This window comes from Pseudomonas sp. TH39(2020), assembly GCF_016650715.1.
Classification (GTDB): Bacteria; Pseudomonadota; Gammaproteobacteria; order Pseudomonadales; family Pseudomonadaceae; genus Aquipseudomonas; species Aquipseudomonas mandelii_C.
This window is the reverse complement of sequence record NZ_JAEKFF010000006.1, coordinates 13,341-40,337: the sequence shown is the minus strand read 5'-3', so window position 1 is coordinate 40,337 and position 26,997 is coordinate 13,341. Positions and strand designations below refer to the sequence as shown.

Sequence of the window (26,997 nt, the reverse complement as noted above, 5' to 3'; positions counted from 1 at the left end):
CTGCGATCTTTTGGGTGCACCGGATAAATGACGGTCATACGCAACGCCCCGGTTCACGGCTGATCTGCTGCCCGGCTTCGAGCAACGTCGAGCAGGCGCGCACGCGTCGGCCATCGCCCAGTCGAACCCAGCAGTCCTGACAGGCACCCATCATGCAAAAACCGGCGCGGGGTTCGGCGCTGAAGTCGCTGCCGCGCAAGTGTTCACTGCAGGTCAGCACCGCCGTCAGTAAGGTGTCGCCGAGCAGGCCGGTAGCCGGTGTGCCGTCGAGGGTAAAGTCCAGGGCCGGGCGGTCGCCTTCGGCCAGTCGTTTCAGCAGAGCCATGGCGCCCTCATTGTTTGCCCACCAGAACCCGATCGAGGCCGTAGACCCGGTCGAGCAGAATCATCGTCAGCGCGGTCAACCCAATCACCAGTGCCGACACCGCCGCCATCATCGGATCGATGGATTCGGTGGCGTACACGTACATCCGCACCGGCAGGGTTTGCGTGGCCGGCGAGGTGACGAAAATCGACAGCGTGACCTCATCGAAACTGTTGATGAACGCCAGCAGCCAGCCACCGGCGACCCCCGGCAGAATCATCGGCAAGGTGATTTCCCGAAACAGCGTGAAGCGCCCGGCACCGAGCGATTGCGCGGCGTGTTCGGCACTGCGATCCAGGCCGATGGCCGACGCCAGCACCAGCCGCAGCACGTACGGTGTGATCACCAGCACGTGGGCGAAGATCAGCCAGGCGAAGCTGCCATTCACGCCCATCAGCGCAAACAAGCGCAGCAATGCGACACCCAGCACCAGGTGCGGAATGATGATCGGCGACAGGAACAGACCGTTGAAAAAGTCCCGTCCGGGGAACTCGAAGCGGGTGATCGCCAGCGCTGCCGGCACCGCGATCAGCGTCGCCAGACTGGCCGCGCAGAACGCGAGAATCAGGCTGTTGTAGAACGCATCGACAAAGTCAGCACGCTCGAACACCGCGCGGAACCAGCGCAGGGAAAACTCCGTGGTCGGCAGGCTCAGGGTGTTTTCCGGGGTGAAGGCCACAAGGCAAACCACCACCAGCGGCGCCAGCATGAATAGCACCACCAAGGTATGGAACAGCAGGGCGAAAGGACCGTTCTTGGACATGACGAGTTATCCCAATGACTTCTTGTAGCGGCCTTCGATCATCCGGTTCCACGACAGCATGATCAGCAGGTTGAGCAACAGCAGGGCCACGGCGATGGCCGCGCCCATCGGCCAGTTGAGCTCCGACAGGTACTGGTCGTAGATCAGCGTGGCGACCATTTTTATCCGGCGTCCGCCGAGCAGGCCGGGGATGGCAAACGAACTGGCGGCGAGGCCGAACACGATCAAGGTGCCGGAGAGCACGCCGGGCATGATCTGTGGCAGCACCACTTGGCGCATCACGGTGAAGTGGCTGGCACCGAGGGACATCGCGGCCTGCTCGGCGGCCGGGTCGAGTTTTTGCAACGAGGTCCAGACCGGAATGATCATGAACGGCAGCATCACGTGGACCAGCGCAATCACCACCGCGAACGGCGTATAGAGCAGCTTCATCGGCGAGCCGCCAAAGGCTTGGAGGGTCTGGTTGACCAGGCCGTCGGCACCCAGCAACAGGCTCCAGCCGAAGGCGCGCACCACCACCGAAATCAGCAACGGGGTGAGGATCAGAATCAGGAAAATCGAGCGCCATGGCGCGCCCATGCGGCTGAGGATGTAGGCCTCGGGCACGCCGATCACCACGCAGAGCAGGGTGGTCAGGGCGCTGATCCACATCGTGCGCAGAAAGATTTCGTAGAAGTACGGATCGCCCAGCAGGCTGCTGTAGTGATCGAGGGTGTAGGCGTCGCCGTTGATCCCCGAGCTGTAGTCGAAGACGTTGAACGACAGCACCAAGGTCAGCAGCAGCGGGATAACCAGCAGGCCGAGGTACAAGGCCAGGGCCGGTGCCGACAGCCAGTAACCCTGGCGTCCGTGGCGAATGGCGACAAGCGTACTCATGCCGGCACCTCGTCAACACTCAGCACCCGCAGCAACGTTGCGTCCCAATCGAGGCCGACCGCCGTGCCTTCGGTCAGCGGTGCCGAACCGTCGTTGCGGCGTACTACGCTGAGTTCGCCCAGGGTCGTCGACACGCCGTACAGCCATTGGCTGCCGAGAAAGAAGCGACTGGCGATCTTGCCTTGCAGACGGCCATGGCCGGCGTCGCGCAAATCGATTTTTTCCGGACGCAGGCTCAAGGTCAGTTCGCCGTCGCCGCGGTTGCACACCTGAACGACGCCAGCACTGTCCCGCTCGCCCGGCAACAGGTTGGCCTTGCCGACGAAGCCGGAAATGAATTCGGTGCGGGGGTGTTCGTACAGGGTGTAAGGCGCGTCGATCTGGGTGATGCGCCCGGCCTGCATCACCACCACCCGGTCGCTGATGGACAGCGCTTCGGACTGGTCATGGGTGACCATCAGCGTGGTGATCCCGACTTCGCGCTGGATGCGGCGGATCTCGAATTGCATCTCTTCGCGCAGGTTGGCGTCGAGGTTGGACAGCGGTTCGTCCAGCAGCAGCACCGGCGGCTCGATCACCAAGGCCCGAGCCAATGCAACACGCTGACGCTGGCCACCGGAGAGCTCCCGGGGGTAACGCTCGGCATGCTGGTTGAGGCGCACCAGTTTCAGCACCCGATCCACCCGCTGTTGCAACTCGCCGCTGGCCACTTTGCGCATGCGCAGGCCGAAGGCGACGTTGTCTTTGACGGTCATGTGCGGGAACAGCGCGTAACTCTGGAACACCACGCCCAAACCACGGCTGGCGGGTTTGGCGTGAGTGATGTCGCGACCGTCCAGCACAATGTGCCCACTGCTGACTTCGACAAAGCCGGCGATCATTTGCAGGGTGGTGGTTTTGCCGCATCCGGAGGGGCCGAGCAGCGAGACAAACTCGCCTTTCTCGACCGAGAGGTTGGTGGCAACGACGGCGTCGATCTCGCCGTAACGTTTGCCGAGTCCTTCAAGTTGCACAAAAGCCATAACTGCGCTCCACCTGAGATTGTTATGCGTCGCCCGAAGGCGCGCTTTTTTGTATGGGCAGATACGAAAAGGTCTTGCTGGGTGCGTTGGCGCTCGACTTCTGTCGGCTGCCGCTGTTGTTCGAATCGCCCCTGTCTGGACGCAGAGTAGGACGAAGAATAGGATGGGCTCAATGGCCGATTTCACTGAAGCGATGACTATTTTCAGTTTCATTCGGTGAGTAAATTATTTCTCGAGAAAACCGATGACAGATTCCATTGAGCGGAATGAAAACAAAAGTGATGTCGGTGTTGGCGCGGTCTCCAGACTGTTTGCCGTGCTGCGCAGCCTGGGTGACACCGTCGAGGGCGGGGAGCGGGTGACGCAACTGGCCCAGCGCATCGGGTTGTCGCAACCGACCACCCACCGATTGCTGCGCAGCCTGATGGATGAGGGCATGGTCGAGCAGGATGCGCGCAGCAAACGCTATCGCCTGAGCCTGGAGTTTTTCGCCCTGGCGGCCCGCGCCGGGAACACCGGAAACCTGCGCGAACTGGTGCGTCCGGCGCTGCTGCGGCTGTCGGCGTCGTTGGGGGATTCATTGTTCTTGCTGGCGCGCAGTGGTTTTGATGCGATCTGCCTGGATCGCAGTGAAGGGCCGTTTCCGATCCGCACGTTTACCGGTGACATCGGCGGGCGGGTGGCGCTGGGCGTGGGGCAGGGCAGCCTGGCGATTCTGGCGTTTTTGCCGGAAGAAGAGCGCGACACGGTGATTCACTACAACTTGCCGAGGCTCAAGGATTTCCACCTGTACGACGAGGTGTTCCTGCGCTCGGAAGTCGAGAGCGTGCGCAAGCTGGGTTATGCCGGACGCAACACGGGCGTGTTGCAGGGCATGGCCGGGGTGGCGGTGCCGATTCTGGATCGTGAAGGGCGGGCAGTGGCGGCGTTGAGTGTGGCGACCGTGAGTGATCGGCTGGGGCCGGATCGCTTGCCGACGGTGGTGGACATGCTCAAGCGCGAAGCGGCGCTGATCGGGCCGCGGATCAATCCGTTCGACCCGTTGCTGCGTAGGCCTTCGCAAGTCTTCGGGCAGGGCTGAACACAATCCACAAATGTTTGCCGAGCCCCCTGTGGGAGCGAGCCTGCTCGCGAAAGCGGTGGGCCAGTCGACATCAATGTTGGACGTACCGGCCACTTCGTCGGAACGCCGCCCGGAGCCGGCTCGCTCCCACAGGGGGGGCGGTTTGGTCAGAACTGCTCGGTTTGCTTGAGTATCTGCGCCGCTGGCGTATCCGTCGGGCTGACCATCGCGTAGTTATACCCGCCCCCCGACCAGTACTCGGCCTGCAACTCACCATCGCTGCGACTGCCCCTGGGCAACAGGTAGTTTTTCGGACCCGGTGGACGTACGTAGAAGCTGACCTTATGGCCGCTTTGATCCTCGTAGACCACCATCGCCGCCGGCCCTTGTTCGGTGCTCAGCAAGCGCCCGCTGACCGGTTTGAAACCGGCGCCCGAGAGGTCAGGCAAGCGATTGGCCTGAGTGAAATAACGGTCGAGCCAACCCTGCATGTCGCCGTCATCGCTGACTTTGTAGTCGGCCGGCAGGATGCCTTGCTGGGCAATCAAGCGATAGGCCTGCAGGGCATCGGTCATCGGCGGCGTGGCACTGATGAGCGTCATCTCCCGGGCTTGCCAACCGCTGAATCCGCCGACACTGACCGCTATCAGCAACACGGCGGCGCTGGCCAGGTGACGGCGAGATTGTCGTTTGAGGCGTTGGCGAATCAGCGCCGGGTCGAGGTCCGAGTTGGCCGGTTGCTGCAGGGCGCCGCTCAATGCCGCGCGCAATTGCTGGGCGTCCTGCTGCCAGGCACGCACTTTGGCAGCCACTTCTGCATTGCTGGCCAGGAAAGTGTCCACCAGACGACGGTCGGCATCGCTGAGTTGCTGGTCGACATAGGCGTGCAGGTCACGCTCGCTTGGGGGCAGGCTGATCATTTGAGTCTCCGCAGAGAAGGGCGGGTGATTTCGCCGTCGCTCAACTGGCGCAAGGCTTGGCGGGCACGGGACAGGCGGGACATCACGGTGCCGGTGGGGACGTCGAGAATCTCGGCGACCTCTTTATAACTCAAGCCTTCGACCGAGACCCAGAGCAGCAGGGCGCGTTGTTCGGTGGTGAGTTGATCGAAGGCTTTCAGGGTTGATTGGGCGATCACGGTGCGTTCCACCGACGGCTGTGAGTCGTCACGCCCGGTAAAGAATTCGAGCATCCGCGCGTAACGCCGGGAGCGCCGGTGAGCATCCAGAAACTGTCGATACAGAATCGAAAACAACCAGGCGCGCAAGTCGCCCTCGGGGCGTTTGTCGCCCCAACTCGACAGCGCGCGCTCAAGGCAAGACTGCACCAGGTCGTCGGCGCTGCTGGGATTGCGCGTCAACGACACGGCAAACCGGCGCAATCTGGGAATGATTTCTCTCAGCTGTTCGTCGATATCGTTCATGGAAAAGGACGTGTTCTCTGTCAGTGAAGGGCGGCAGTGACAAGGAAGACGCCGGCTACTGCAGATTATTCCCTCTGCCGGAAAAGAAAATCCCACGGTCAATTTCTGTAGGTCATTTCCCTGTTGGTTGTAATCCATGTAATGGAATCAAGCATCGTGGCTCAACCCTCATAGCAAGCGCAAACGGCATTCGGCCCAGCCTATCAACAGGCTCGGCAGAACCGTCCGGACTTGAGCTTTCACATTGAGCCCGATGAGATTTTTGATATGCAAGAGCACGCAATTACCCTGAAACCGGCATTGACCTATTCCTCGATGCCTGCGTCCCCTGTTGATCAGGACCGTTGGCAGCAATTCGGTCATGGGCCGACGGTTACGCCGACGTTTTCCTTGATTCATCACGCAATTGAAGTGCAAGCCGCGACCAACCCTCAAGTCGTTGCGGCCCATTGGATGGGTGAAACCATCACCTACAACGAGTTGAACAGGCAGGCCAATCGACTGGCTACGCTGTTAATCAGCCAAGGCGTCAAACCAGGCGATCACGTTGCTTTATTTGTAGAACGCTCGATCCCCATGCTGGTGGGCATGTTGGCAGCGTTGAAAACGGGCGCAGCCTACATCCCTCAGCACGTGGGGATTACACCGCCCCCACAACTGCGCCACATCATGGAGGTTGCCGCTACACGGGTGGTGCTGACGCTGTCGCGCCTCGAATCACGGCTTCCCCTGATACCGGCGCAGCACTGCATTTGCCTCGATGAGTTCATGAGGTTGCCGTCAACACTATCAGACGATTTGAACGTGGCCGGTTCGCTGTCATCGACCCCGGATCAACTTTGCTTCGTTTTATTCACTTCCGGTACCACCGGGTTGCCCAACGGGGTTCGGGTTACCCACCGCAATGTCTGCAATATTTTGCTGACGGAGCCTGGCAACCTCGGTATGAGGCCTGGGATGAAGGTCGGGCAGATTCTGAACATCGCCTTCGATATGGCCGCTTGGGAGATTCTGGGCTGCCTGGCCCATGGCGCGACGTTGATGATCCGTGACAAGGACATTGATCAGACCGCCGAGCAATGCGATGTGCTAATTGCCACGCCGTCGATTCTCGGCACCCTCGATCCAGCGCGCTGCCAGCAGGTTAAGGTCGTGGCCGTTGCAGGGGAGCCGTGTCCGCAACCCCTGGCCGATCGCTGGTCGTCGTTCTGCACTTTTTTCAATGCCTGCGGCCCGACCGAGACCACCATTGTCAACACCATGCAGTGCTACAGGGGCGGAGAGGCCCTGACCATCGGCAAACCCACGCCCAACAACACCGTGTACGTACTCAATGAAGCCGGTCGACCTTGTGCGGTGGGCGAACAAGGGGAGATGTGGGCCGGCGGGGATTGTGTGACGGCAGGTTATCTGGGCAATGCCGCGCTGACCGCCGAACGGTATCGCCTCGATCCATTTCTCGGTAAGGGTCGGATGATGTTTCGCACTCGCGACTTGGGGCGCTGGACGGCGGAAGGCGATCTCGAACACTTGGGGCGCGTCGACGATCAGGTCAAGGTGCGGGGTTTTCGCGTTGAGCTCGATAGTGTTTCAGCGGTACTGGAGTCGTGCGACTCCTGCGAGCGGGCGGTTACGCTAAAACTCGACAATCGCCATCTGGTGGCCTTTGTCAGTCCCGCGACCACGAACATCGATGATGCGAGACGTCGCTGCGAGGAGCGGCTTGCCTACTATTGCGTACCTTCGTTGATGATCGCCCTGGACCTTATTCCACTGACTTCACGGGGGAAAGTCGACAAGCGGCTGCTGCTGGAACTGGCGTTGGCGCACCAGGCCAGCCTTGGCGCCAACACCGGACCGAAGGTGATCGCATGAGCGCCACTAGCGGTTTACCCGCCAAGCATGCGCTGTGGCGACGCCTTGGAACGCTGCCAGTTTTTTCCCATTACAACCGTCTTGTGGCGTTGGTGCTGGTACTCAATGGTGCAGCGCTGGCGCATGGGCTGAATGCCGGGCAATGGTGGACAACCTCCGGTGTTGCCCTGGAAACGTTAGCGGGGCTGGTGTTGGCGAATCTGTCGATGGCCATTTTGATTCGCCAGCAATACATCATCAATCTGCTGTTCTGGTTAGCGACCCTGGCTCCCACCTGTTGGCCGCTGGCGATTCGTCGCTCACTGGCCAAGGTTTATCACTTCGGCGGTCTGCACAGTGGCGCAGCCGTGGCGGCCATTGGTTGGTTCGTGGCGTTACTCGGCTCATTGAGTTGGCATTGGATGGAGGATAAGGGCGGGGTTTCACTCGCGCTTCTGTGGGTGAACGGCGGGCTGCTGGGGGTGTTGTTGCTGGTGGCGACCATGGCTCATCCGCGGATTCGCTCACGCTTTCACAATGGATTCGAACGAACACACCGCTTCGGTGGCTGGATAGCGCTCGCGTTATTCTGGGTATCGACCCTATTGTTTGCCCAGGATCAGAACCCGCAAACGCCGTTGCAGGAAGTACTGGTAGCGTCCGTGCCATTCTGGATGTTGATGGGCTTGACGTTCAGCATTGCCCTGCCATGGCTGCGTTTGCGCAAAGTGCCGGTGCAATTGGTCAGGACTTCATCCCATGCGGTGATTGCCCGGTTCGGGCATGTCACGCCGTTTGCAGGCTCGTCCAATGCCATCAGTCTCAATCCGCTGTTGGAATGGCACTCGTTTGCCAACATTCCCACGCCGGGAGAGGCCGGTTTTCGCCTGATTATTTCCCGTGCCGGAGACTGGACCGGTGAGTTTATCGAGCACATGCCGACTCACGTCTGGGTCAAAGGCATCACCACCGCCGGCGTTGCGCACATTGAAACCCTGTTCAAATCGGTGGTGTATATCGCCACCGGCAGCGGTATCGGCCCGGTGCTGCCCCATCTGCTGGCCAGACAGGTACCGATACATCTGATCTGGTCGACCCGCAGTCCACGAAAAACCTACGGTAACGAACTGGTGGAGGAAATCCTGCGGGCCGAGCCCGATGCCTTGATCTGGGACACCGATCTGCTCGGCAAACCCGACCTGGTGCAATTGGCCTATGACGCAGTTCAAACGTTCGGTGCAGAGGCCGTGATCTGCATTTCCAACCAGGCACTGACTCAGCGGGTGGTCGAGGAAATGGAAGGGCGGGGCATTGCGGCCTATGGCGCGATCTGGGACTCCTGAGGTGTGAGTGAGCGCTCGTCATTCAAGCATTCAAATTATTCAATGAGGTCAACATGTACACACTGATCGAACGTCATGGTCGAGTCGTATTGATTCGTCTCAATCGCCCGCAAGCCCGCAATGCCCTGAGTTGCGAGGTCATGCGCGAACTGCTGGACACCCTGCAACGGTTGGACCGGGATCCGGGGGTGGGGTGTTTCGTCATTACCGGAACGGCGGATTTTTTCGCTGCTGGCGCCGATATCAAGGAAATGAGCGAAAAGTCATATCTGGACATGGTCCACGAGGACTTCTTTGCCGAGTGGGAAGACTTTGCAGCTTTACGGACGCCCAAGCTGGCCGCTGTCGCCGGTTATGCCTTTGGCGGCGGCTGTGAGTTAGCCATGATGTGCGACTTGATCTTTGCTGCCGATACCGCCCGATTTGGCCAACCGGAAATCAAGTTGGGTGTGATGCCCGGGATGGGCGGCACCCAGCGTCTCACGCGTCTGATCGGTAAATCGAAAGCCATGGACATGATATTGACGGGGCGCTCGATGTCAGCCCTGGAAGCTGAGCGGGCCGGGCTGGTGTCAAGAGTTATTGCAGCACCCGATCTGCTGGAACAATCCCTGGCTGCGGCGCAAACCATCGCCGGTTTCGCCAAAACCGCCACCGTGGCTGCGCGCGAAGCAGTTGATCGCGCGTTGGAGCTTGGGTTGCGCGAAGGCCTGCTGTATGAGCGAAGGATGTTTCATGGGTTGTTTTCCACTCCCGGGCAAAAAGAAGGCATGCAGGCTTTTTTGGATAAACGTGAGGCGTGTTTTAACCCAGTGTGACGGGATTCGGGCATTCGTCGCTCGCGGTGCTTTGAAAGAAACTACAGTTCAGAGGGAATAATCCTACGCGACGTTCGTCTCATAGCTCCTTCCCCCTGTGGCCGATGGCCCTGGAGTCTTTCATGGTAGATCGCTCATCACCGCCCACCCGGCCACCCTTGAGTGCCGCGAGCCTGACGTTACGTCTGGCCGGTATCGCTGTGGTGGTTGCCGCAGTGGCCGGGGCTTTTGCCTACGTCAACGGCACCTTTGACCCACAGCGCCTGACGCCGAAAAAGCTGATCAATGTGCTGGAAGCCAACAACGGCGTGCACCCGGGTTTCCGGCGTAACCACTCAAAAGGTGTGTGCGTGATCGGGCATTTCGAGAGCAGCGGTGAGGCGCGCAGCTATTCCAGCGCTCAGGTGTTCAATGTCGCGCGGACCCCGGTGGTCGGGCGTTTCGCATTGCCGGCCGGTAATCCTTATGCGCCAGACAACAGCGTGCCGATCCGCAGCCTGGCATTGCGATTCACCCAGGCCAACGGTCAGCAGTGGCGCACCGGGATGAACAGCATGCCGGTGTTCCCGGTGGGTACGCCCGAAGCGTTCTACCAATTGCAGCAGGCCCAGTCGCCGGACCCGGCCACCGGCAAGCCGAACCCGGCTGCGGTGCCAGCGTTCTTCGGTTCGCATCCGGAAGCAGCGCCGTTCCTGGCCTGGATCAAAACTGCCAAGCCGTCGGCCAGTTATGTGACGGAAACCTACAACAGCGTCAATGCGTTTTACCTGGTGAACGCTGCGGGACAACGGCAGGCGGTGCGCTGGAGCATGGTGCCCGTCGCTCAGGATGCAGCGGGTGCTACGGCGCCTGAAGGGGGTGAATTCCTGGAGAAAGACCTGGTTCAGCGCCTTTCTGCAGGACCGCTGCGTTGGCAGTTGAACATCACGCTGGCCAACCCTGGCGATCCGGTCAACGACGCCAGCAAGGCCTGGCCCGAGGGTCGCAAAGTGTTGAACGCCGGCACCCTCGTACTCGAAAGCACCCAGCCGCAACTCAATGGCGAATGCCGGGACATCAACTACGACCCGCTGGTACTGCCCGCCGGCATAGAAGGTTCCGACGACCCATTGCTCGCCGCTCGTTCAGCGGGGTACGCCACTTCCTACTTGCGTCGTACCAGCGAAGTCAGCCAGTTGCCCTCTGCTAATAAACAGGAGTCTCGTCAATGAGCGCTCAACCGAACCACTTCGCGCCTTTAGCGCGACTGCTGCACTGGCTGATGGCGCTGATGATCATTGCCATGCTGTTTATCGGCGCGGGCATGGCCGCTTCGGTATCCGAGCGTCATGAGTGGCTGATTCATCTGCACAAACCTTTGGGCGTGGCGATTCTCCTGCTGGTGATCGTGCGCCTGGCCGTGCGTTTTTCCACTCAACAGCCACCGCTGCCGGCGGATCTGCCGGGTTGGCAAGCACTGGCGGCCAAGGCTTCGCATGTTTTGCTGTACGCCTTGATGCTGATCCTGCCGCTGCTGGGTTGGGCGATGATTTCGGCGGCGGGGGATCCGGTGATGCTCAGCAGTTCGTTGCAGTTGCCGTCGATCGTACCGGCGAATGCGCAGGTGTTTGCGTTCCTGCGCAAGGCTCACGGGTATCTGGCGTACTTGCTGTTCCTGACGGTACTGCTGCATTTGGCGGCGGCGCTGTTTCACGGCTGGGTGCGCCGCGATGACGTGCTGGACAGCATGTTGCGGGGCAAGGATCGCGGCTGATCCCTTACGTTCACTTGTAGCAGCTGTCGAGCCTGCGAGGCTGCGTTCGGCTGCGGAGCAGTCGTCAAACAAGCAACCGCGGTGTTTCAGGTATACCTAGGTGGCAGAATTGACGACTGCTCCGCAGCCGAACGCAGCCTCGCAGGCTCGGCAGCTGCTACAAAGTCAGTGCAACGCGGCTTCCAATGGTTGGACCTTCGTGGCCAGCGTTCGCCACCAATAGATCAACGCCACAGCATTGATGCCTGCGCCCAGCAGGCATACGCCGAGCCACCCGGCCCACGCGTACATCGCCGTCGAACCGATTGACCCCAAGGCGCTGCCAATTGAATAGAACAGCATGTAGCCGGCGGTGAGTCGGCTTTGGGCTTCGGGGCGCACGCTGTAGATCATGCTCTGGCTGGTGACGTGCACGGCCTGCAACCCCAGATCCAGGGTAATCACGCCAAGCAGCAATGCCCACAATGAGGACTGGGTGAAGGCGATCGGCAGCCAGGAAACCAGCATCAACAAGAGTGACAAACCGCTGGTCCATTGGCCCAGGCCACGATCAGCCAGATGCCCGGCGCGAGCGGCGGCCAGTGCGCCGGCAGCACCTGCCAGTCCGAATAATCCGATTTGTGTGTGGGACAACGATAGCGGCGGGGCGCTCAGCGGCAGCACCATGGGCGTCCACAACAGCATGGCGCTGGCGAAGGTCAGTAGCGCGAGCACCGCCCGCTGGCGCAGCACCGGTTCTTCCTTGAACAGCGTGAATACCGAGCCCAGTAAGGCGCCGTAGGAACTGGTGGGTTGCGCATCTTCATGTTTGGGCAACACACGAAACAGCAGCAATGCCATCACCAGCGTCAAACCCGCTGACAACAGATAAATCGAACGCCAACCGGCGAGGTCAGCCATGCCGCCGGCCACTGTCCGGGCGAGCAGAATACCGACGACGATGCCGCTGGTGACCACACCGACCACACCGACCACACGCCCTCGCTGTTCCGGGATGGCCAATGTTGCGGCGTAGGCCACCAACACTTGGGTCACGACAGCTAACAACCCGGTCAATGTCATGCCGATCAGCAGCCAGATGTTGTCAGGCGCCAGTGCGATCGTGAGCAAGGCCAGCGCCGACAGCACAGTTTGCGTAACGATCAGGCGCCGGCGATTGAGCAGGTCACCCAGCGGCACCAGCAACACCAGGCCTGCGCCGTAACCGATTTGCGTCAGCGTGACGACGATGCCGATGGTTGCGGGGTCCATGGCGAAGGCCTCGGCCATGGCATCGAGCAGCGGTTGTGCGTAGTAAACATTGCCGACGGCCAAGCCGCAGGCGATTGCAAACAGCAGCACCACGGCGCCGCTCAATGGATGTTCAGGTTTCATGACGGGCTTCCTTATGTGGTTTCAAAGTGAAACCGGTTGTACCGTAAGGAAGCTGGTTTTATATTGCAACTACATTTGATGGATGTGAGCGCACTCATGGCTAAACGTACAAGCATGGAAAACGCCGAATGCCCGGTTGCCCGTTCCCTGGATGCCATTGGTGATTGGTGGTCGTTGCTGATCGTGCGCGATGCATTTGACGGCATACGCCGATTCGGGGAGTTTCAGCGCAATTTGGGCATGGCCAAGAATATTTTGTCTGCGCGGCTGCGCACCTTGGTGGCCCACGGTATTTTCGACCTGGTGCCGGCGTCGGACGGCAGTGCGTATCAGGAATATGTGCTGACCGAAAAGGGCAAAGGCCTGTTCCCGTTGATCATCGGATTGCGCCAATGGGGCGAGGCGTTTTTCTATGAGGCAGGGGAGGCGCACTCGCGGGTGGTTGACCGAGAGAACGGCCGACCGGTGCAGACGCTGGAATTACGTGCCGAGGATGGGCGCTTGCTGGGACCTGAGGATTGCGTGCGGATCGCTGCCGAGTGAGGCATGGCTGCATGCCGGGCATGCAGCCATCGAGCGTGATCAGCGCAAGGTATCGACCATGTCAGCCACGGTCGTCAGCACATCCTTACCCAATTGCTTCGAGCGTTTGCCGGACCAGCCGGTCAGCGCATTCGGCGCATCGTTGTTGTCCTTGAAGGGCATTTCGAGGGTCAGCGACAGGCAGTCGAATTTCTCGCCAACGCTGTTGCACGCCAAGGTCATGTTGGCCTTGCCGGGCTCGTCGCGGGTGTAGCCGTGCTTGGTCTGGAAGTCCTTGGTCAGGTGCTTCAGATGACTGCGGAAGTGCTCTTCGAGTTTTTCGATCCGTGGCGTGTAACCCGGGTTGCCTTCGCAGCCGGCGGTGAACACGTAGGGGATTTCTTCATCGCCATGGATGTCGAGGAACAGGTCCACGCCGTACTTTTCCATCTGCTGCTGAACGAACAACACTTCCGGGCTGATTTCCTGGCTGGCGCTCTGCCAGGCGCGGTTCAGGTCCTGGCCCATGGCGTTGGTGCGCAGGTGACCGTGGAAAGCGCCGTCCGGGTTCATGTTCGGCACCAAATACAGATCGGCGCTGGTCAGCAGTTTGTTCAATACCGGATCGTCGTGTTTTTCGAGACGTTCGATCACGCCTTCCATGAACCATTCGGCCATGTGTTCACCGGGATGTTGCTGGGCGATGATCCAGACCTTGCGTTGACCTTCGGCGCCCGTGCCTTTACGCAGCAGCTGGATGTCTCGACCTTCGACGCTTTTGCCGGTGGCCAGCAGTTCGGTGCCAGCCTTGGTCAGCGCTTGCTCGATCAGCCAGTCGTGACGGCCACGGCTGTAGGGTTCGAAGTAAGCAAACCAGGCGTGGGTGGCGGTGGCTTCAAGGCTGAAGCGCAGGCAGTCACCTTCGAAAATGGTCGGCACCCGGAACCAGTTGACGTGGTCGTAGGACGCCACCGCCTGATAACCATCCCAGGCTTTGTTGTAGGAGGACTTGCTGGCATTGTTCAGACGAAACCAGTGTTCCTGACCGACGTGCAGACCGCTGGCCTTGAAGTGGAACCACTGAAAGTGCTGGCTGCGGGTGTCTGGCTTGATGGCCAGCAGGGCTTGTAAAGGATTGCTGATGTCCAGCACTTCAATGTTGCCACTGTCGAAGTTGGCACTGATGTCGAAAGAGGATTTAGCCACGGTCATAGTCGATTCCTGAATATGATTTTATGGCTGTTACTTTACACGCTGGGAAGGGATTAGGCGGACGGAAAAAAATCGCTATACGAATGTTGAAGGTCCATTTTTTCAGGTGGTCGAAGGCATAGGTGGGATCAAAATTAGACTATATGACTTGGCTTGAGCCCTGCTCTCAACGTTCCGGATGTGATGTTACGCAGAGAGCGTTCCGATTGAGCTGCTCGATTGAGCGGTGCAACTCCTTGAGGGGCCTTGAGGGGCCTTGAGATTTGAATTGGTTGTAGCGAGATACGGTTGAAATTTGTCAATTGAGGTTGCTGGATAGAACGCCAAGCAAGCGTGCATGGGTGGGACCAGCTTGACTGATTCTGACTGTCAGCGTGGGGCACAGATTGAAAGAACGCGTCTCTAAAATTGGATGTGAGTGGGCTTTCAGGCTCATCTAAACACAAAATTTACTTACGACGTCTGGTGCGGCGGCTCCATCTCGACTGTCGGGCACAACGTAGTCTTGTCAGGTAGGATATTATCCCATGCTAGCTGCCTTCGTTTTTCCTGCGATTGAAGATCATCCAATAGAACTTTTGGAGTCGTAACATCATTAGGATCGGGCACATATATAGGGGCGAAAGCGAACTTAACGTCAAAGGGCGCAAGGCCGGGGAGGGCCCGACGACCGTTGAGTAGTTTAAGCATAATACTTACGCGTTGGTGCCAACTTAAACCAATGCGTATGCTTCCTTGGTTAATATGGACCATGAGATTTAATGCGGCCGATGCGTCGACGATCTCTTGTGCGCTCATTTCAAAGACCAAGTGTGGTGGAGTGCCTTTCGACAAGATGCGTTGTGTAAAAAGCGTCAGCAAGGGAGCGGCCAATTTCCTCTCTTCCCACCAGATACTTCGCATGAGCAGGATATCATAGATACTTCGTGTCAAATCCTCGCCACGCTTTTGGTTCTGATTATATAGCGCTTCGTACAAAAGCCAAACTAGAGCAGCTAACGCATCCAGATTGGCAATTTTTTTCAATTTGGTAATTATGGCACTTGTGACCTTAGCTCGTTCAAAAGGAACTTCCATATCGTCGGCGTGTTTAAATAGTACTACGAGAACCTCTGGATTCAGGCGCTGAAGGAAAATTTCGCTGAGAGTGCTACGGTTTGGCTTAAGTTTCAACACGTCCCATAAAGGATGACGCAACTCTTGCAAAGAGCCCGGTAATAGTGAATTAACCCTCTCTAGTAGTCGGGGTTGGGGAGTACGTAATCCGATTTCGTACTTTTTCCATTTGCATGGATAACTCGGCTTGTCATTGGCAGCGCGCCGTCTGAACGACTCCGGCTCAAAATGCTGTTCGAGCGCATAGGCAGTATTTAGTTTGCTACGTTTGCGTACTCCTTCGTACCAAAATCTTACCCTCACAAATTCTACCAAGTCACGCTTCGGAGCTATTTTTTTTGCTATGTCAACATTCTGCATTTCAGCGCGAAATTGAGTATGCAGTTCTAAGAGTTCATCAGAATCAAGCATTTACGTTACCTCCTTTTACGAAAGTACAGTAATAATTTACGATGAGATTGTAGCAGCTTTGCGTGGATATTTTGTCTAACATGATCTGCGGCGGAGACATGTAGGTGTGTTACCCACTATATCTGTCGGTTCTCGATGAAGCAGTTGGAATGGTCAAATAGAATGCAACTAAGTGGTGACCAACCATGCAGTCAGATGATCAAGGAAAATACTCTTTCGCGACGGTTTACCCGTCACCCCAGTTTCTCAGCAATGCTGGGTATGAGAAGGTCTCAAACATCCCCGCGATTTTCGACTCGCGCCCGGGTTATCACCGACTTGGTAGCCGGTTCCTAATAGATCGTGGTCTAGGGCTGTGGGATCCAATTGGTCGTGGTACTGAGCAACTCCCTATCCCGCCATCCGCAAAGAGCATGCAAAACTATGCGGAGCGGCTCTGCAATTTTCTAGAGTGGTGTGACGTCAGAGGGTGCGAGCCGATGACGCTTGAATACAGTCAGGACCTGATTGGTAAATACCAGGCGAACATGGTCAGTGGCGCATGGTCTCGGGACAACAGGCCATTGGCTGAGGCAACCATCAACGTTCGCGTCGAGATCGCAGCCGAGTATTTGACGTGGGCAGCCGACAAGGGGTTGCGAACCCTATTTGTGGTTCCAAAAGTCATACGCACCTACGTACCTAGTAACCCCAGAAATTCACATGGTTCAGAGCCGAAAGCGGTCGATGCGAGAAAAGGAAAATTACGTGTAAGCAAGCGATTAAGCAATTTTCCATTGGATAAAGACATTGCCATATGGCACGCACGGCTTATCAATAAATCAGTTAGGGGACCTACAGAGGCACTGATCGCAGAGCTGATTATGGAAACGGCCATCAGGCGCGAGGAGGCGGCTTGCTGGCGGCTTGACACTCTACCTTTGGATCCCGATAAGTGGAATATCTTAAATCCTTATTCCGCTTACGAGAAACAGGCCGTATTGCTGGAGATAAAATTCGGCACAAAAGGAAAGGAATACGGGCGGAATCATGGCGACAAAATTGGGCCTTCAGGTACGATTCGGATTCCGCTTTCATTGGCGGAGAAGCTGCATGACTACCGTGAAAAACAACGTCCACAAGCACTAGATGTAGCTGTCAGAGAGGGGCACACCGTTTCTGAGCAGCGGCGAATCCAAGATGAAACGGTCCACCTTTTCCTAGATCCGCTGACTGGCAAACGATACACCGGCCACGACATCTACGAATCTTGGCGCAGTGTCGAGCGTCCGAAATGCTGGTCGCCACATATGGCTCGCCACTATTGGGCATGCACCCTACTCTGGCGGCGGTTGGAAGATCAGCGAAAGCTACTGGAAACAGCGCTCAAGTCTAATATAGATGCATTGGTCATCCAGTCGTTTCAAAGCACTGCTCTTTCGATAATAGAGCTCGAAATACAGCCGCAACTGAGACATGTCTCGCGTGAGACTACAAAGATCTATTTACAGTGGGTCTTCGATCAGCTTGGAGTCAACCTCAATCTGCAAGAGCGATGGGTCGAGGTATTGCGGGATACTGACGATGATATGAAATCATGAGCATCCGCCGTCATAACAAAGATCATCTACAAAAAAATGTGGGTGAGTGCGCTAAATCATTGGAGTTTGCATCTCCGCCGGAGCCTCAGAGCCCACTACAGTTCTGGGTTAAGCATCCAAGTCAAGATACTTTTGTTGATTTAACTATTTTTGCAGACGGCAATCAGGAAGAGATTTTTTACAGCGGTAAATGGAATGGTGGTTATTCTGGCAGACCATGGCTCATCTGCCAACTACTGCCTGCACTTAAGGCGAATTTATTAGGAATTTCGTCGGATACTGTTAGATACCGCATTTCCGCGCTTCGTATGTGGTGGCGTTTGTTTGATCGCGTAGAAAAGGCTGCCGAGCAAGCAGGAGAGACGGATGTTCGCCTTGAAGATGTCCGTCAGCTAACACGAGTGTATAGAGATTATGCGTGTCAGAACGGAATGTATCGTACTACGTTTAATTTTTTCACGGCTATTGCTGATGCTTCTTTGAAGGAGCTTGGAGCACCAAAATTGTATTGGGACTCACCAGTTGATCCCAAGGCAAATCGTCACTTACCGCCTGAGATTGAGACCGCTGTATTGCGTATAGCATTAAAACAGGCTTGGCAGGCAGTGAGACGCCGATGGTCGTTAATGGATCGGTTACAAGATGCAAACACTGTTCCTATTACAGAGGAGGAAAACAATTTTTTTAAGCATTGGCGTTACTTCAACAAAATGCAGCGCAAATACAACGTGGCACTACCGACGACTGAGCAGCTTATTGGCAAACATGGCTGGAATCGATTTAAAAAATCTAAAGGGTTAAGTATATCCACCTTACGTGAAACCGTATTCCCAAGTATGTGGGATGCCCATACCGCTTTCCACATGTGCCTAGCGAACACCGGCTGGAATCCGGCGGTACTAGCAATGCTTGATGTCAAGTTCGAAGAGTCGTTCCTGCGTAATCACCCTCAAGACGAGAGTCGCTATATTTTGGTCGGGACAAAGGCTCGGGCGTTTGGAAGAGAACAGTACGTGGGAGGTCTCTGGAAAACTACATGGGGTCCAGGTCCGATTATTCGCGACTGGCTTAAACGGGTGGTTCCGCTTCGAAAACAATTAAAGGACATGCTTCTATTTGAGCAAGATCGGTACGGAGCAATGCTCGAAAGCGGAGCACCATACGACGAACTGGTCAAACAACACAAAGTAATTCAGCGCCTTGATCGTGGGACGCGCAGTGTTTGGCTCTTCGTGGGTAAAACGGGTTATATCGGTTGGGTGGAGTCAACGATTGAGCGCCATTATCTAAACGGTGAAGATGTATCCTATCTCGATTATCTCACTTGTAAGATCAACGAAGAAAGAGAGGCACGAGGTGAGTTTCTAATCAGTTCAGTAAAAGCATCTGACTTTCGCGACATATTCGCCATGTATATATGGCGTCAGAGCGGCAGTAATATCCTGGTACTGATGCGATTACTTCACCATGCTCAGCTAAAAACAACACAGCGTTACGTTGATAATAATATTCTCAATACCGAACGGGATCACAAAATTAGAACATTTGTCGAAGATTTGTTTAGCGAGCTAGGACAGGGGCGACTGGATATTACGATTCTTGCACACCGACAGCAATTCGGTTCGGTGACACCCGAGATGGAAAAACGTCTCCATGACTACCGAGCTTTGGAACGCAGCCGTTTGAGCTTTGGGTGCAAGAGCCCACACAACCCCCCAAGTGCTATACAGCCCGATTCCGATGGTAGCAAGCGATGCGGGCAACAACGGTGTCTTTTATGTAGCGAGGGCGTAATGTTACCTGAGTCCGTTGATGGAGTAGCAATGCGGGTCGAGGAGTTGAAGGCTATCCAGAAGGCTATATCTGTGGAAGCTTGGCTCACATCAGACTTTCCGCAAGAACTTACAAATGGACTAAATGCACTTAAGATCTTCCCGGTAAATAACGTTCGCGTCGCCATAGAAAAATGGGCTCAAGCTATCTCTTCTGGCACGCACCGCGCTCCCGGTATGGGTTCTTTTATTAAGTTGGTTGAGGTCATATGAATTCTATTGACGTCCACGCGTTGTCTAGCGAAACCACAGCAGAGTCTGACAATCGCAGGTGCGAAGAAGCGAGAAAGTTATTTGCCGAAGAGCAGTTGCAATATTTGGACCGCAATAGCGCAAATCGGTGCCAGGCACTACTTGGGCATGGCGACGAATTTGGAGTATGGCAAACGCCAGAAAACCTTATTGGCAGACATTTAATTCGTAGTAATGCGATATTGTCGTTCAGAGCGCGACTTGTGCGCTATTTGCCACCGCAACTTACGCGTACGGCGGATATGGAAAATCTAATTGATGAGGGGGTGTTGGAGATGACTCGCTATGCCCTTCTTTTGCGCATTGGTCCGTCAAGTTTTCGTAAGTGTAAAAGTGATTGTTCTCTCGATCCTACATCAATAGTGAGAGAGCTCCATACAAGTTTGCCTCCGATTCTTGCTAAAGGGGTGCAGCGAAAATTAGAAAGAAAACACTCTCATGAACTAGGGCTTGTCAGCTGCCTGAGCCTAGAAGATTTAAATGATATAAGTTTAGATAGAAATTGCCGGGCGGTCCTAAAGAGGATGGCTATGTTTGCAAGTCGAGGCCTCTGGAATGATGCTCCAGTCGTTGCCGACGTAGGGAAGACTACTAACCCGAAAGGCAGTGCAGTACCGCGACCCAAGGAGAATAGAACCAATCCATTTTTACCGATTTCTGATGATTATATGGCGAAGATGGGGGCGCGAATTTTATGGGTGGTACGGGATCTCGGACCGAATTTGATTTCGCTAGCGGAAGCCCTTCCAAAGTTAAATAGCTCACATCTCAATAGTCGTACCTTTCCAACTCGTCTTAAGCATTATTTAGAGCAGAATATTTTTAGAGACCGGGAGGGGGAACTAATTATTCAACCGCCATTTCGTTTTGAAATTGGAAGCAGTCTGGGGGCGCATCTTGCTTCAAGAGGTAATATTGATGACGAGCATGAATGGCCGCCGCGGACATGGCAGCACGTCCAAGCCTTGATGGTTACCTTACAGGCTTCGCACCTTTGGATTGCACTGCTCGCTATGGCTGGACGTGTCCAGGAAGTCCTAACCTTGCAACGTGATTGCGTGGTGCCGAGTCGTAGCGGTGATACAAATGTGACCGGCAAGACGTACAAATTAAGCAAAAAACTGGCGGGAGAAGGCCGTGAATGGCCGGTCCCTAGAATTCTTGTAGAAGTGCTGGATCAGCAAGTTCAACTAGTTAGAGCCTGCGAGCGGGTTGCGTGGCAAAGATACGGTGATGATGAGTTCGAAGTGCTGCAGACTGAGGGCGATCACCTTTGGGCTGCGCTTGGCACCGGTCCTAATGCAAACCCAGAAAAGCAACTATTAGATGTCAACCATGCATTAAGGAAACTAGCAAAGCGCCTCGGTATGAGCCCCAAGCCCGGTGGTGTAAATCTACACTCGCACCGATTTCGCAAAACAGTTGCTCGTCTGGCGGCCTTGGCCATTGTCGATAGTCCGCGCGTGCTGATGCAACTTTTTGGTCATAGTGACATTGCTATGACGCTGCACTACATCCTGACAGACAAGGCTTTGCAACTGGAGATAGAGCAGATTACGCAGGAGTTGCGCATCATGCGTTGCCAAGAGGTTATCGAAGATATTCACATTTCATTGCACAAAGTGGGGGCGCCCGTTTTTGGTGGCCATGGTGGTGGAGCTGCCCCGCATATGGTCGAGTCAATAAAAATTCAGGAAGAAATTCTTCACCGCCAAGGGCGTCTATGGGACGTCGATTCCGCGTACGATCTGGCTGTGCTCCTAACCAATAAGGGGCAATATTTCCGTGTGGTCAAGCCCGGTGTGCTCTGTACCAAGCCCTCGAGAGAGGCGAGTCCGTGCAAGTGCGGTTCAAGCTGTGAAAACCGCATCGAGGATAAAACCGCAAGGCGAGACGTAGCGGCGATAGTTCCAGTCTTGATCAAACAAGGTCAGCTGGCATTGGAAGAGAACCGGCTGCTTTTGGTCGCGAATGTAGTCGAGCAGTTAGAGGAGGAGCTGGAGCGGTTTGACGACATATGCGCTATTTGGAGTACCAACCCCGAGTTGATCACTCTTCGGGAGGCAGCGAAGTCATAATGGTCAACAAGTTCCAGGATGCCGCGCTAGCTCGCGGCAAAGAGCGGACGGCGGCGGTCGAGCACAGGGTACTTGCTGCCATGGACACCATAGCTGCCGAGATGAATGAGAACGGCGGAATTTACCCTCATAACGGCGGAGCAGTGAGTAAAAACGAAGTCGCACGACGGGCTGGAATCGGAAAGACTACGTTCTTCACTACCAAGCAAGCAGAACTGAACACCTGTGTGGATATGTGGCTCGACTCCCTCAAGAAGAAGGAAACTGTCGGGCGCATGCGGGTACGTCTCTCCTATTCGGAGCGCATCAAGGCATGGGAGACCAAATACCACGATCTTGAGAACGCTCACGTCAAAACGGAACTCGACCTCCAAAGTGCACAAGCTGAACTGGAGGAGAAACTCGACCGGGTCGTGAAACTCAGAGAGCAATACGCCGCGCTCCTTGAACAGTTGCGGATGGCAGATGCATCCAAAGTCATACCCATCACAAAAAGGACGTAGCGACTTGAGAGCGGCCATTGTCGCGCATCATGTGGGGAGACTGGCCTCAACTTCTGTCTGATCTTCAATTCGCGGCGAAAGAGTTATGCATCTGCTAACGGTTTGATGAAGGAGCTGTCGGCAGCATCAATTTAACAGGGAGTTGGTGTCCGGTTTTGTAGGGGCAAGTCCAGTAAGACGATGCATCTACCGCGACCCGCGGTGTACATAAGAGATCAATCATAAAAGGAAGGCGAAACGTCAAAACGTGCAAGTGGTTTTTGAAAGCTCAATTCGTGGTCGAGGCTCAGCATATAAACGCACGCAGATCAAAGAAAGGAGCACACAGATTTCTTGATGCAGCATCGTAATTCGGAGCAGAGCACGAGCCAATAGGGCGACTTGCGGGCGGTTCGAGCCCCCCCCTTAGCCAAGCAAGCAACGAATCTTAAACGGCGCGGCATGATAACGGATGTGGAATTTGATGCCGAAGCGTCGGACGCGCTAGATAATGGCATAGCCAAGCTGTTTAAGGGGTAGGGAGTAGAGCTGCACCTAAGCCAACAGTGACGTGTTGCCGTCGATGCTGCTACTGGCCATTTTCTTAAGTAATTTTTACGGATACCGAGACAGTGAAATTATTTGAAGGGGGGTCAAGAGTCTCTTTCCAGTGATCCTTGAAGAACCTTACTTTAAGTTACCGCTTACCAGCAGTGCGCGCCATGCAGCAGGAGAATTGAAAAGTAACTAGGAGGAGAATTCATGACGAAGGATTCCGATAAAGATGTCAACGGTGTCGCGAGCGAGGCGTTCAGTCGTGCCGAAAGCTCTGCTCGATCGGGTAAACCAGTACAGGACCATGAGCTAGCCTGGTGTTCACCTTCAGAGGCGGCGCTTACACGAGCAGATGAGAAGCGTCGGACTATCGAAGAAAGAGAACGGGAAATGGTTGCCCTCGCCAGAGCTCATATTCTAACGTGCGGCGACTTCCTTCTGGTTCAGGACTTGGCTAACCATCTGGGTATCCACGTTGAGCTCCTGAGTCCCGCACTCAAGGAGTGGGAAGCGGACCACCGAATTTTCTCGATCGATCACGATGGCTGCAGGTCTTTTCCAGTTTACGCGTTCCCATCGCAAGGCGGCGCCAGTCCGATTCCCGGCCTTAGAGATGTGTTATCTGTTCTCTGTCCCATGAAAGATGGTTGGGGAGTTTCATTCTGGTTTATCTCTCCTAACGGATGGCTTGGAGGCAAGCGCCCACAGGACCTCCTTTCCACCGATCCAAGCCGCGTGATTTCAGCTGCACACGAAGAAGTAGGCGGTGTCATGCATGGCTAGTACGCGAGACCCTCGCCAAATCCGACGATAGACGTGCATGGAAAGCCAGCAGCAGTGAACTGGCGGCTAGGACCGAGCGTCCGCCATGGCGATCAATCTGACGGCCAACAGCTGGTGAGGACGCTCCCGCTACCAGTAATCCCCAGGACAGACCGCCCACCACAACTGGTGATGGACCACCCCGTCTCTTTGGCTATGGCGGTCATAAGCTTGCCTCCAGGTCTTGATTGATGACGTGATCCAGCGCTTGTTGCAGTGCCCGCAAATGTCCGCGCATGGCGGTGGCGGCCTTGATCGGGTCACGGTTTTCGATGGCACTGACAATGTCGTCGTGATCGTGGCTGTGGGTGTCGAGACGATCGGCATTGCGCGCTCGCTGGCGCAAGTCGCGCCACATCGGGTCCAGGCGAATAGCGTCGAGCATTTCAACGAGGTCCAGCATCAAGCGGTTGCCCGCTGCCTCCGCGATACCCCCGGTGCAAGGCGCTGTCCCACAACTCAAGGCCTTCAGGGTCTATTTGCTCGGCGCCTTGCTGGCGCGTGGTGCGCTCGGCCAACCGACGCAGAATCGCCATTTGCTCGCCATTGGCCCGTACCGCTGCCAGAGACGCCAGGGCAGGTTCCAGGTGCAGCCGGGCTTTCCATGACCTCGCTGAAATTGGTCCGCCCGGAAAGGCGGGCAAAACTCAACGACGCACTGGGCGGCGTCGGGCCGACGAACGTACCCTTGCCTTGCCGCCGCCAGATTTGGCCTTCGGCTTCAAGCACCGACAAGGCGCGGCGAATTGCCCGTCGGCTGAGCCCGAAATCAGCTGCCAGATCCCGCTCGGTCGGCAACGCCCGCTGAGGAAACTCCGCACGCTGCGCCACCATCTGCCGCAAGGTATCCAGCGCCAGCTTCGAAGAGTTATCGATGGTTGTGTCAGGGTCGAACCTTTGCATTGTGGTCACTCGCGCCAGACCAAAAAAAGCCGATTGACCCGCCTTCAGGCAGGTATACAGAACAAGAGGGTTAGAGCAAGAGCGATGCCAAAATAAATTGGTTCGCCTTGGGTCAATGCGAATCAGGCCTGTAAAAACCTGCGTGGCCGATGGTTGAGCCAATGAGCAAAGGTTCGCGGCTTGGGGGTAGGGCGATGAAAGGCAATTGGTTCGATCGCCAGCGAACCAATTTTGTCTATGATTCGCGGTTGTGCCTTTTTATGGACTGCATGCCTCGCAAAGGGGCACTGCCTATAAGGCCGGCTCTGGGTGACGTTCGGTCAGGTCACTCGAGGCCACTGCGCACCGATCAACGCGCCGTCACCCTCGCTGTCACCTATCTGGGAGTTTCGATGGAAACGGCGTTGTTTGCCCAGCCAACCTTTCATCAAACCTTAACCAAACGTTTATTCCAGCGTCATGTGCAAGTCATAGGTCTGACACAGCCCCTGCCTAAAGTTGGTTGAACTCCAATGCGGCCAGGGACGGCTGTTCAACCTGACAGAGAAGCCCATGAACGCAGCTATCCATGTCGATCATCTGAACAAGACCTTCGCGCGTAAAACCGCACTGGTCGACCTCGAACTCACCATCGCGACCGGTGAGATGGTCGCGCTGATTGGCGCTTCCGGCTCCGGCAAATCCACTTTGTTACGGCAACTCGCGGGGCTGGCCTGTTGCGATCGCAACAACGGCGGCAGCGTCAGGGTGCTGGGGCGGGAAGTGCAGGCTTCCGGGCGGCTGAACGGTAAGGTTCGTCGCTTGCGCGCCGACATCGGCTACATCTTCCAGCAGTTCAATCTGGTCAACCGCCTGAGCGTGCTCGATAACGTGCTGCTCGGTTGCCTGGGACGCATGCCACGCTGGCGTGGCAATTTGGGTCTGTTCAATGCCGAGGAAAAGCAGTTTGCCCTCGAGTCTCTGGACCGTGTCGGCCTGGTCGATCTGGCGGAGCAGCGCGCATCCACCTTGTCCGGCGGCCAACAACAGCGCGTAGCGATTGCCCGGGCGCTGACCCAACGCGCCGAGGTCATTCTGGCCGATGAACCGATCGCCTCCCTGGACCCGGAATCGGCGCGCAAGGTCATGGAAATCCTCGCCGACATTAATCGCCGCGACGGCAAGACCGTTGTGGTGACCCTGCATCAGGTCGATTACGCCACACGCTATTGCCCCCGTGCTGTCGCGCTCAAGGGTGGTCGGATTCATTTCGACGGCCTCGCCGCCGACCTGAGCAGTCAGTTCCTCAACAATTTGTACGGTGCCGACCTCGACACCAGCCTGATGTTTTCCGACCAGACCCGCCACCCCGAACCCGCGCCCCGGTTGATGCTGGCTCGCGTGTGAATACCTCCACTTCCTTAACTACGCACCCTCAGGAATCCTTTCAATGTTGAACCGTATCGGTCGCGTTTTTGCTGGCGCCGCTTTGCTCGCCAGCTGTGTGCTGGGCACCGCCCAGGCTGAAGAAAAAGCCATCAACTTCGGCATCATGTCCACCGAGTCTTCGCAGAATCTGAAGAGCATCTGGCAGCCATTTCTTGACGATATGCAGAAGAAAACCGGCCTGAAGATCAACGCCACTTTCGCCTCCGACTATGCCGGCCTGATCCAGGGCATGCGCTTCAACAAGGTCGACGTCGCCTGGCTGGGCAACAAGGCCGCGATGGAAGCGGTGGACCGGTCCAACGGCGAGATCTTCGCCCAAACCGCCGCCGCCAACGGTGCCGCCGGGTACTGGAGCGTGCTGATCGTGCGCAAGGACAGCCCGATCAACTCCGTCGACGACATGCTGAAAAACGCCAAGAGCCTGACCTTCGGTAACGGCGACCCGAACTCCACCTCAGGCTATCTGGTACCGGGCTACTACGTGTTCGCGAAGAACCATGTCGACGCCGCCACCGCGTTCAAACGCACGCTCAACTCCAGCCATGAGGTCAACGCCTTGAGCGTGGCCAAAGGGCAACTGGATGTCGCGACCTTCAACACCGAAAGCTGGGATCGCCTGGAAGTCACCCAACCGGACAAGGCTGCACTGCTCAAGGTGATCTGGAAGTCGCCGTTGATCCCCGCCGACCCGTTGGTGTGGAGCAAGGCCCTGAGCGACAGCGAGAAGACCAAGATCCGCGATTTCATCTTCAGCTATGGGGATACCGACTCCGAGAAAGCGGTACTTGCGGGCATGCAGCTGGGCAAGTTCCTGAAGTCCAGCGACGACCAGTTGCTGCCGATCCGTCAGCTCGAACTGTTCAAGCAGCGCACAACCGTCAGTGCCGACACCAAGCTTGAGGCCGCGGACAAGGCCAAGCGCCTGGCTGAGATCGATGCCGAGCTGGCCAAGCTGCAAGAGCGCCTGACCTTGCTCGAAAAGACCAGCGACAAAAAGAGCGCGGCCAACGCCGGTTGATTCACCGCGGGGCAACTGTGGGAGCGAGCCTGCTCGCGAAGATGGCGGCACATGCACCATCGATGTCGACTGACACACCGCTATCGCGAGCAGGCTCGCTCCCACAGTTTTTTGCACAAGGCATTACTCATGT

At 56.4% G+C, this 26,997-nt stretch carries 23 protein-coding genes and 1 pseudogene; 14 read left to right on the top strand and 10 right to left on the bottom strand.

The features are described 5' to 3' along the window. Nucleotides 1-34: 34 nt before the first annotated feature. Genes JFU47_RS08020 through JFU47_RS08005 form a run of 4 tightly spaced genes read right to left on the bottom strand, consistent with a single transcriptional unit; the run spans nucleotide 35 to nucleotide 3,025 of the window. Entirely contained in the window at nucleotides 35-325 is a 291-nt protein-coding gene (locus JFU47_RS08020; RefSeq protein WP_140680156.1) for a (2Fe-2S)-binding protein, read from the bottom strand. 7 nt (nucleotides 326-332) lie between these two features. Continuing rightward, nucleotides 333-1,127, bottom strand: coding sequence for an ABC transporter permease (locus tag JFU47_RS08015; RefSeq protein ID WP_033057243.1), 795 nt, complete (start codon nucleotides 1,125-1,127; stop codon nucleotides 333-335). A 6-nt stretch (nucleotides 1,128-1,133) separates the two neighbouring features. After that, on the bottom strand, nucleotides 1,134-2,003 hold the full coding sequence (locus JFU47_RS08010) for an ABC transporter permease (RefSeq protein WP_074878410.1): 870 nt from the start codon (nucleotides 2,001-2,003) through the stop codon (nucleotides 1,134-1,136). Beyond that, entirely contained in the window at nucleotides 2,000-3,025 is a 1,026-nt protein-coding gene (locus JFU47_RS08005; RefSeq protein ID WP_201182379.1) for an ABC transporter ATP-binding protein, read from the bottom strand. Before JFU47_RS08005 ends, JFU47_RS08010 begins: the two co-directional genes overlap by 4 nt. Before the next feature lie 244 nt (nucleotides 3,026-3,269). On the opposite strand from JFU47_RS08005, the gene JFU47_RS08000 reads away from it, so the two are divergent. Further along, the gene (locus JFU47_RS08000) at nucleotides 3,270-4,106 is read left to right on the top strand and encodes an IclR family transcriptional regulator (RefSeq protein ID WP_201182377.1); all 837 of its coding nucleotides are present in this window, start codon (nucleotides 3,270-3,272) and stop codon (nucleotides 4,104-4,106) included. A gap of 149 nt (nucleotides 4,107-4,255) precedes the next feature. Here the strand turns inward: JFU47_RS08000 and JFU47_RS07995 are convergent, their stop codons facing one another. Both JFU47_RS07995 and JFU47_RS07990 read right to left on the bottom strand, forming a co-directional pair. Further along, nucleotides 4,256-5,008 carry an anti-sigma factor family protein gene (locus tag JFU47_RS07995; protein ID WP_201182375.1) on the bottom strand — a complete coding sequence of 251 codons (753 nt, stop codon included), beginning with the start codon at nucleotides 5,006-5,008 and terminating at the stop codon, nucleotides 4,256-4,258. Then, entirely contained in the window at nucleotides 5,005-5,511 is a 507-nt protein-coding gene (locus JFU47_RS07990) for an RNA polymerase sigma factor (RefSeq protein WP_076028005.1), read from the bottom strand. Before JFU47_RS07990 ends, JFU47_RS07995 begins: the two co-directional genes overlap by 4 nt. Nucleotides 5,512-5,826: 315 nt before the next feature. Between JFU47_RS07990 and JFU47_RS07985 the strand changes: the two genes are divergently transcribed. The 5 genes from JFU47_RS07985 (at nucleotide 5,827) to JFU47_RS07965 (ending at nucleotide 11,279) form a co-directional block, all read left to right on the top strand. Next, nucleotides 5,827-7,386 carry an amino acid adenylation domain-containing protein gene (locus JFU47_RS07985; RefSeq protein WP_242485127.1) on the top strand — a complete coding sequence of 520 codons (1,560 nt, stop codon included), beginning with the start codon at nucleotides 5,827-5,829 and terminating at the stop codon, nucleotides 7,384-7,386. After that, a complete protein-coding gene (locus tag JFU47_RS07980) occupies nucleotides 7,383-8,708 on the top strand; it encodes a hypothetical protein (RefSeq protein ID WP_140680146.1) in 1,326 nt (441 codons plus the stop codon). The genes JFU47_RS07985 and JFU47_RS07980 overlap by 4 nt, the downstream gene beginning before the upstream one ends. 53 nt (nucleotides 8,709-8,761) lie before the next feature. Then, entirely contained in the window at nucleotides 8,762-9,526 is a 765-nt protein-coding gene (locus tag JFU47_RS07975; protein WP_201182371.1) for an enoyl-CoA hydratase-related protein, read from the top strand. 122 nt (nucleotides 9,527-9,648) lie between these two features. Then, a complete protein-coding gene (locus tag JFU47_RS07970) occupies nucleotides 9,649-10,737 on the top strand; it encodes a catalase family peroxidase (RefSeq protein WP_140894696.1) in 1,089 nt (362 codons plus the stop codon). Continuing rightward, on the top strand, nucleotides 10,734-11,279 hold the full coding sequence (locus JFU47_RS07965) for a cytochrome b (RefSeq protein WP_056740290.1): 546 nt from the start codon (nucleotides 10,734-10,736) through the stop codon (nucleotides 11,277-11,279). Before JFU47_RS07970 ends, JFU47_RS07965 begins: the two co-directional genes overlap by 4 nt. Before the next feature lie 165 nt (nucleotides 11,280-11,444). Here JFU47_RS07965 and JFU47_RS07960 read toward each other — a convergent pair whose 3' ends face one another. Beyond that, on the bottom strand, nucleotides 11,445-12,653 hold the full coding sequence (locus tag JFU47_RS07960; RefSeq protein ID WP_201182369.1) for an MFS transporter: 1,209 nt from the start codon (nucleotides 12,651-12,653) through the stop codon (nucleotides 11,445-11,447). 96 nt (nucleotides 12,654-12,749) lie between these two features. On the opposite strand from JFU47_RS07960, the gene JFU47_RS07955 reads away from it, so the two are divergent. Then, the gene (locus JFU47_RS07955) at nucleotides 12,750-13,196 is read left to right on the top strand and encodes a winged helix-turn-helix transcriptional regulator (RefSeq protein WP_123366482.1); all 447 of its coding nucleotides are present in this window, start codon (nucleotides 12,750-12,752) and stop codon (nucleotides 13,194-13,196) included. Between the two features lie 39 nt (nucleotides 13,197-13,235). Here the strand turns inward: JFU47_RS07955 and JFU47_RS07950 are convergent, their stop codons facing one another. Then, a complete protein-coding gene (locus JFU47_RS07950) occupies nucleotides 13,236-14,387 on the bottom strand; it encodes a M14 family metallopeptidase (protein WP_201182367.1) in 1,152 nt (383 codons plus the stop codon). A gap of 453 nt (nucleotides 14,388-14,840) precedes the next feature. Continuing rightward, the gene (locus tag JFU47_RS07945; RefSeq protein ID WP_201182365.1) at nucleotides 14,841-15,914 is read right to left on the bottom strand and encodes a hypothetical protein; all 1,074 of its coding nucleotides are present in this window, start codon (nucleotides 15,912-15,914) and stop codon (nucleotides 14,841-14,843) included. Between the two features lie 479 nt (nucleotides 15,915-16,393). Between JFU47_RS07945 and JFU47_RS07940 the strand changes: the two genes are divergently transcribed. The 5 genes from JFU47_RS07940 (at nucleotide 16,394) to JFU47_RS07920 (ending at nucleotide 23,476) form a co-directional block, all read left to right on the top strand. After that, nucleotides 16,394-17,494: a hypothetical protein gene (locus JFU47_RS07940; RefSeq protein ID WP_201182363.1), complete on the top strand. Its 1,101-nt coding sequence runs from the start codon at nucleotides 16,394-16,396 to the stop codon at nucleotides 17,492-17,494. Next, nucleotides 17,491-19,539 carry a hypothetical protein gene (locus JFU47_RS07935; protein ID WP_201182361.1) on the top strand — a complete coding sequence of 683 codons (2,049 nt, stop codon included), beginning with the start codon at nucleotides 17,491-17,493 and terminating at the stop codon, nucleotides 19,537-19,539. Before JFU47_RS07940 ends, JFU47_RS07935 begins: the two co-directional genes overlap by 4 nt. After that, nucleotides 19,536-21,656, top strand: a complete 2,121-nt coding sequence (locus JFU47_RS07930) for a site-specific integrase (protein ID WP_201182358.1) — start codon at nucleotides 19,536-19,538, stop codon at nucleotides 21,654-21,656. Before JFU47_RS07935 ends, JFU47_RS07930 begins: the two co-directional genes overlap by 4 nt. After that, nucleotides 21,656-22,159: a hypothetical protein gene (locus tag JFU47_RS07925; protein ID WP_201182356.1), complete on the top strand. Its 504-nt coding sequence runs from the start codon at nucleotides 21,656-21,658 to the stop codon at nucleotides 22,157-22,159. Before JFU47_RS07930 ends, JFU47_RS07925 begins: the two co-directional genes overlap by 1 nt. Before the next feature lie 741 nt (nucleotides 22,160-22,900). Beyond that, the gene (locus tag JFU47_RS07920) at nucleotides 22,901-23,476 is read left to right on the top strand and encodes a hypothetical protein (protein WP_201182354.1); all 576 of its coding nucleotides are present in this window, start codon (nucleotides 22,901-22,903) and stop codon (nucleotides 23,474-23,476) included. Nucleotides 23,477-23,678: 202 nt separating this feature from the next. On the opposite strand, the pseudogene JFU47_RS07915 reads toward JFU47_RS07920, so the two are convergent. After that, nucleotides 23,679-24,418: pseudogene (locus tag JFU47_RS07915) on the bottom strand (FadR/GntR family transcriptional regulator). A 552-nt stretch (nucleotides 24,419-24,970) separates the two neighbouring features. On the opposite strand from JFU47_RS07915, the gene phnC reads away from it, so the two are divergent. Both phnC and phnD read left to right on the top strand, forming a co-directional pair. After that, nucleotides 24,971-25,804: a phosphonate ABC transporter ATP-binding protein gene (gene phnC / locus JFU47_RS07910; RefSeq protein WP_201182352.1), complete on the top strand. Its 834-nt coding sequence runs from the start codon at nucleotides 24,971-24,973 to the stop codon at nucleotides 25,802-25,804. A 43-nt stretch (nucleotides 25,805-25,847) separates the two neighbouring features. Then, nucleotides 25,848-26,864 carry a phosphonate ABC transporter substrate-binding protein gene (phnD, locus tag JFU47_RS07905; protein ID WP_201182350.1) on the top strand — a complete coding sequence of 339 codons (1,017 nt, stop codon included), beginning with the start codon at nucleotides 25,848-25,850 and terminating at the stop codon, nucleotides 26,862-26,864. Nucleotides 26,865-26,997 lie beyond the last annotated feature (133 nt).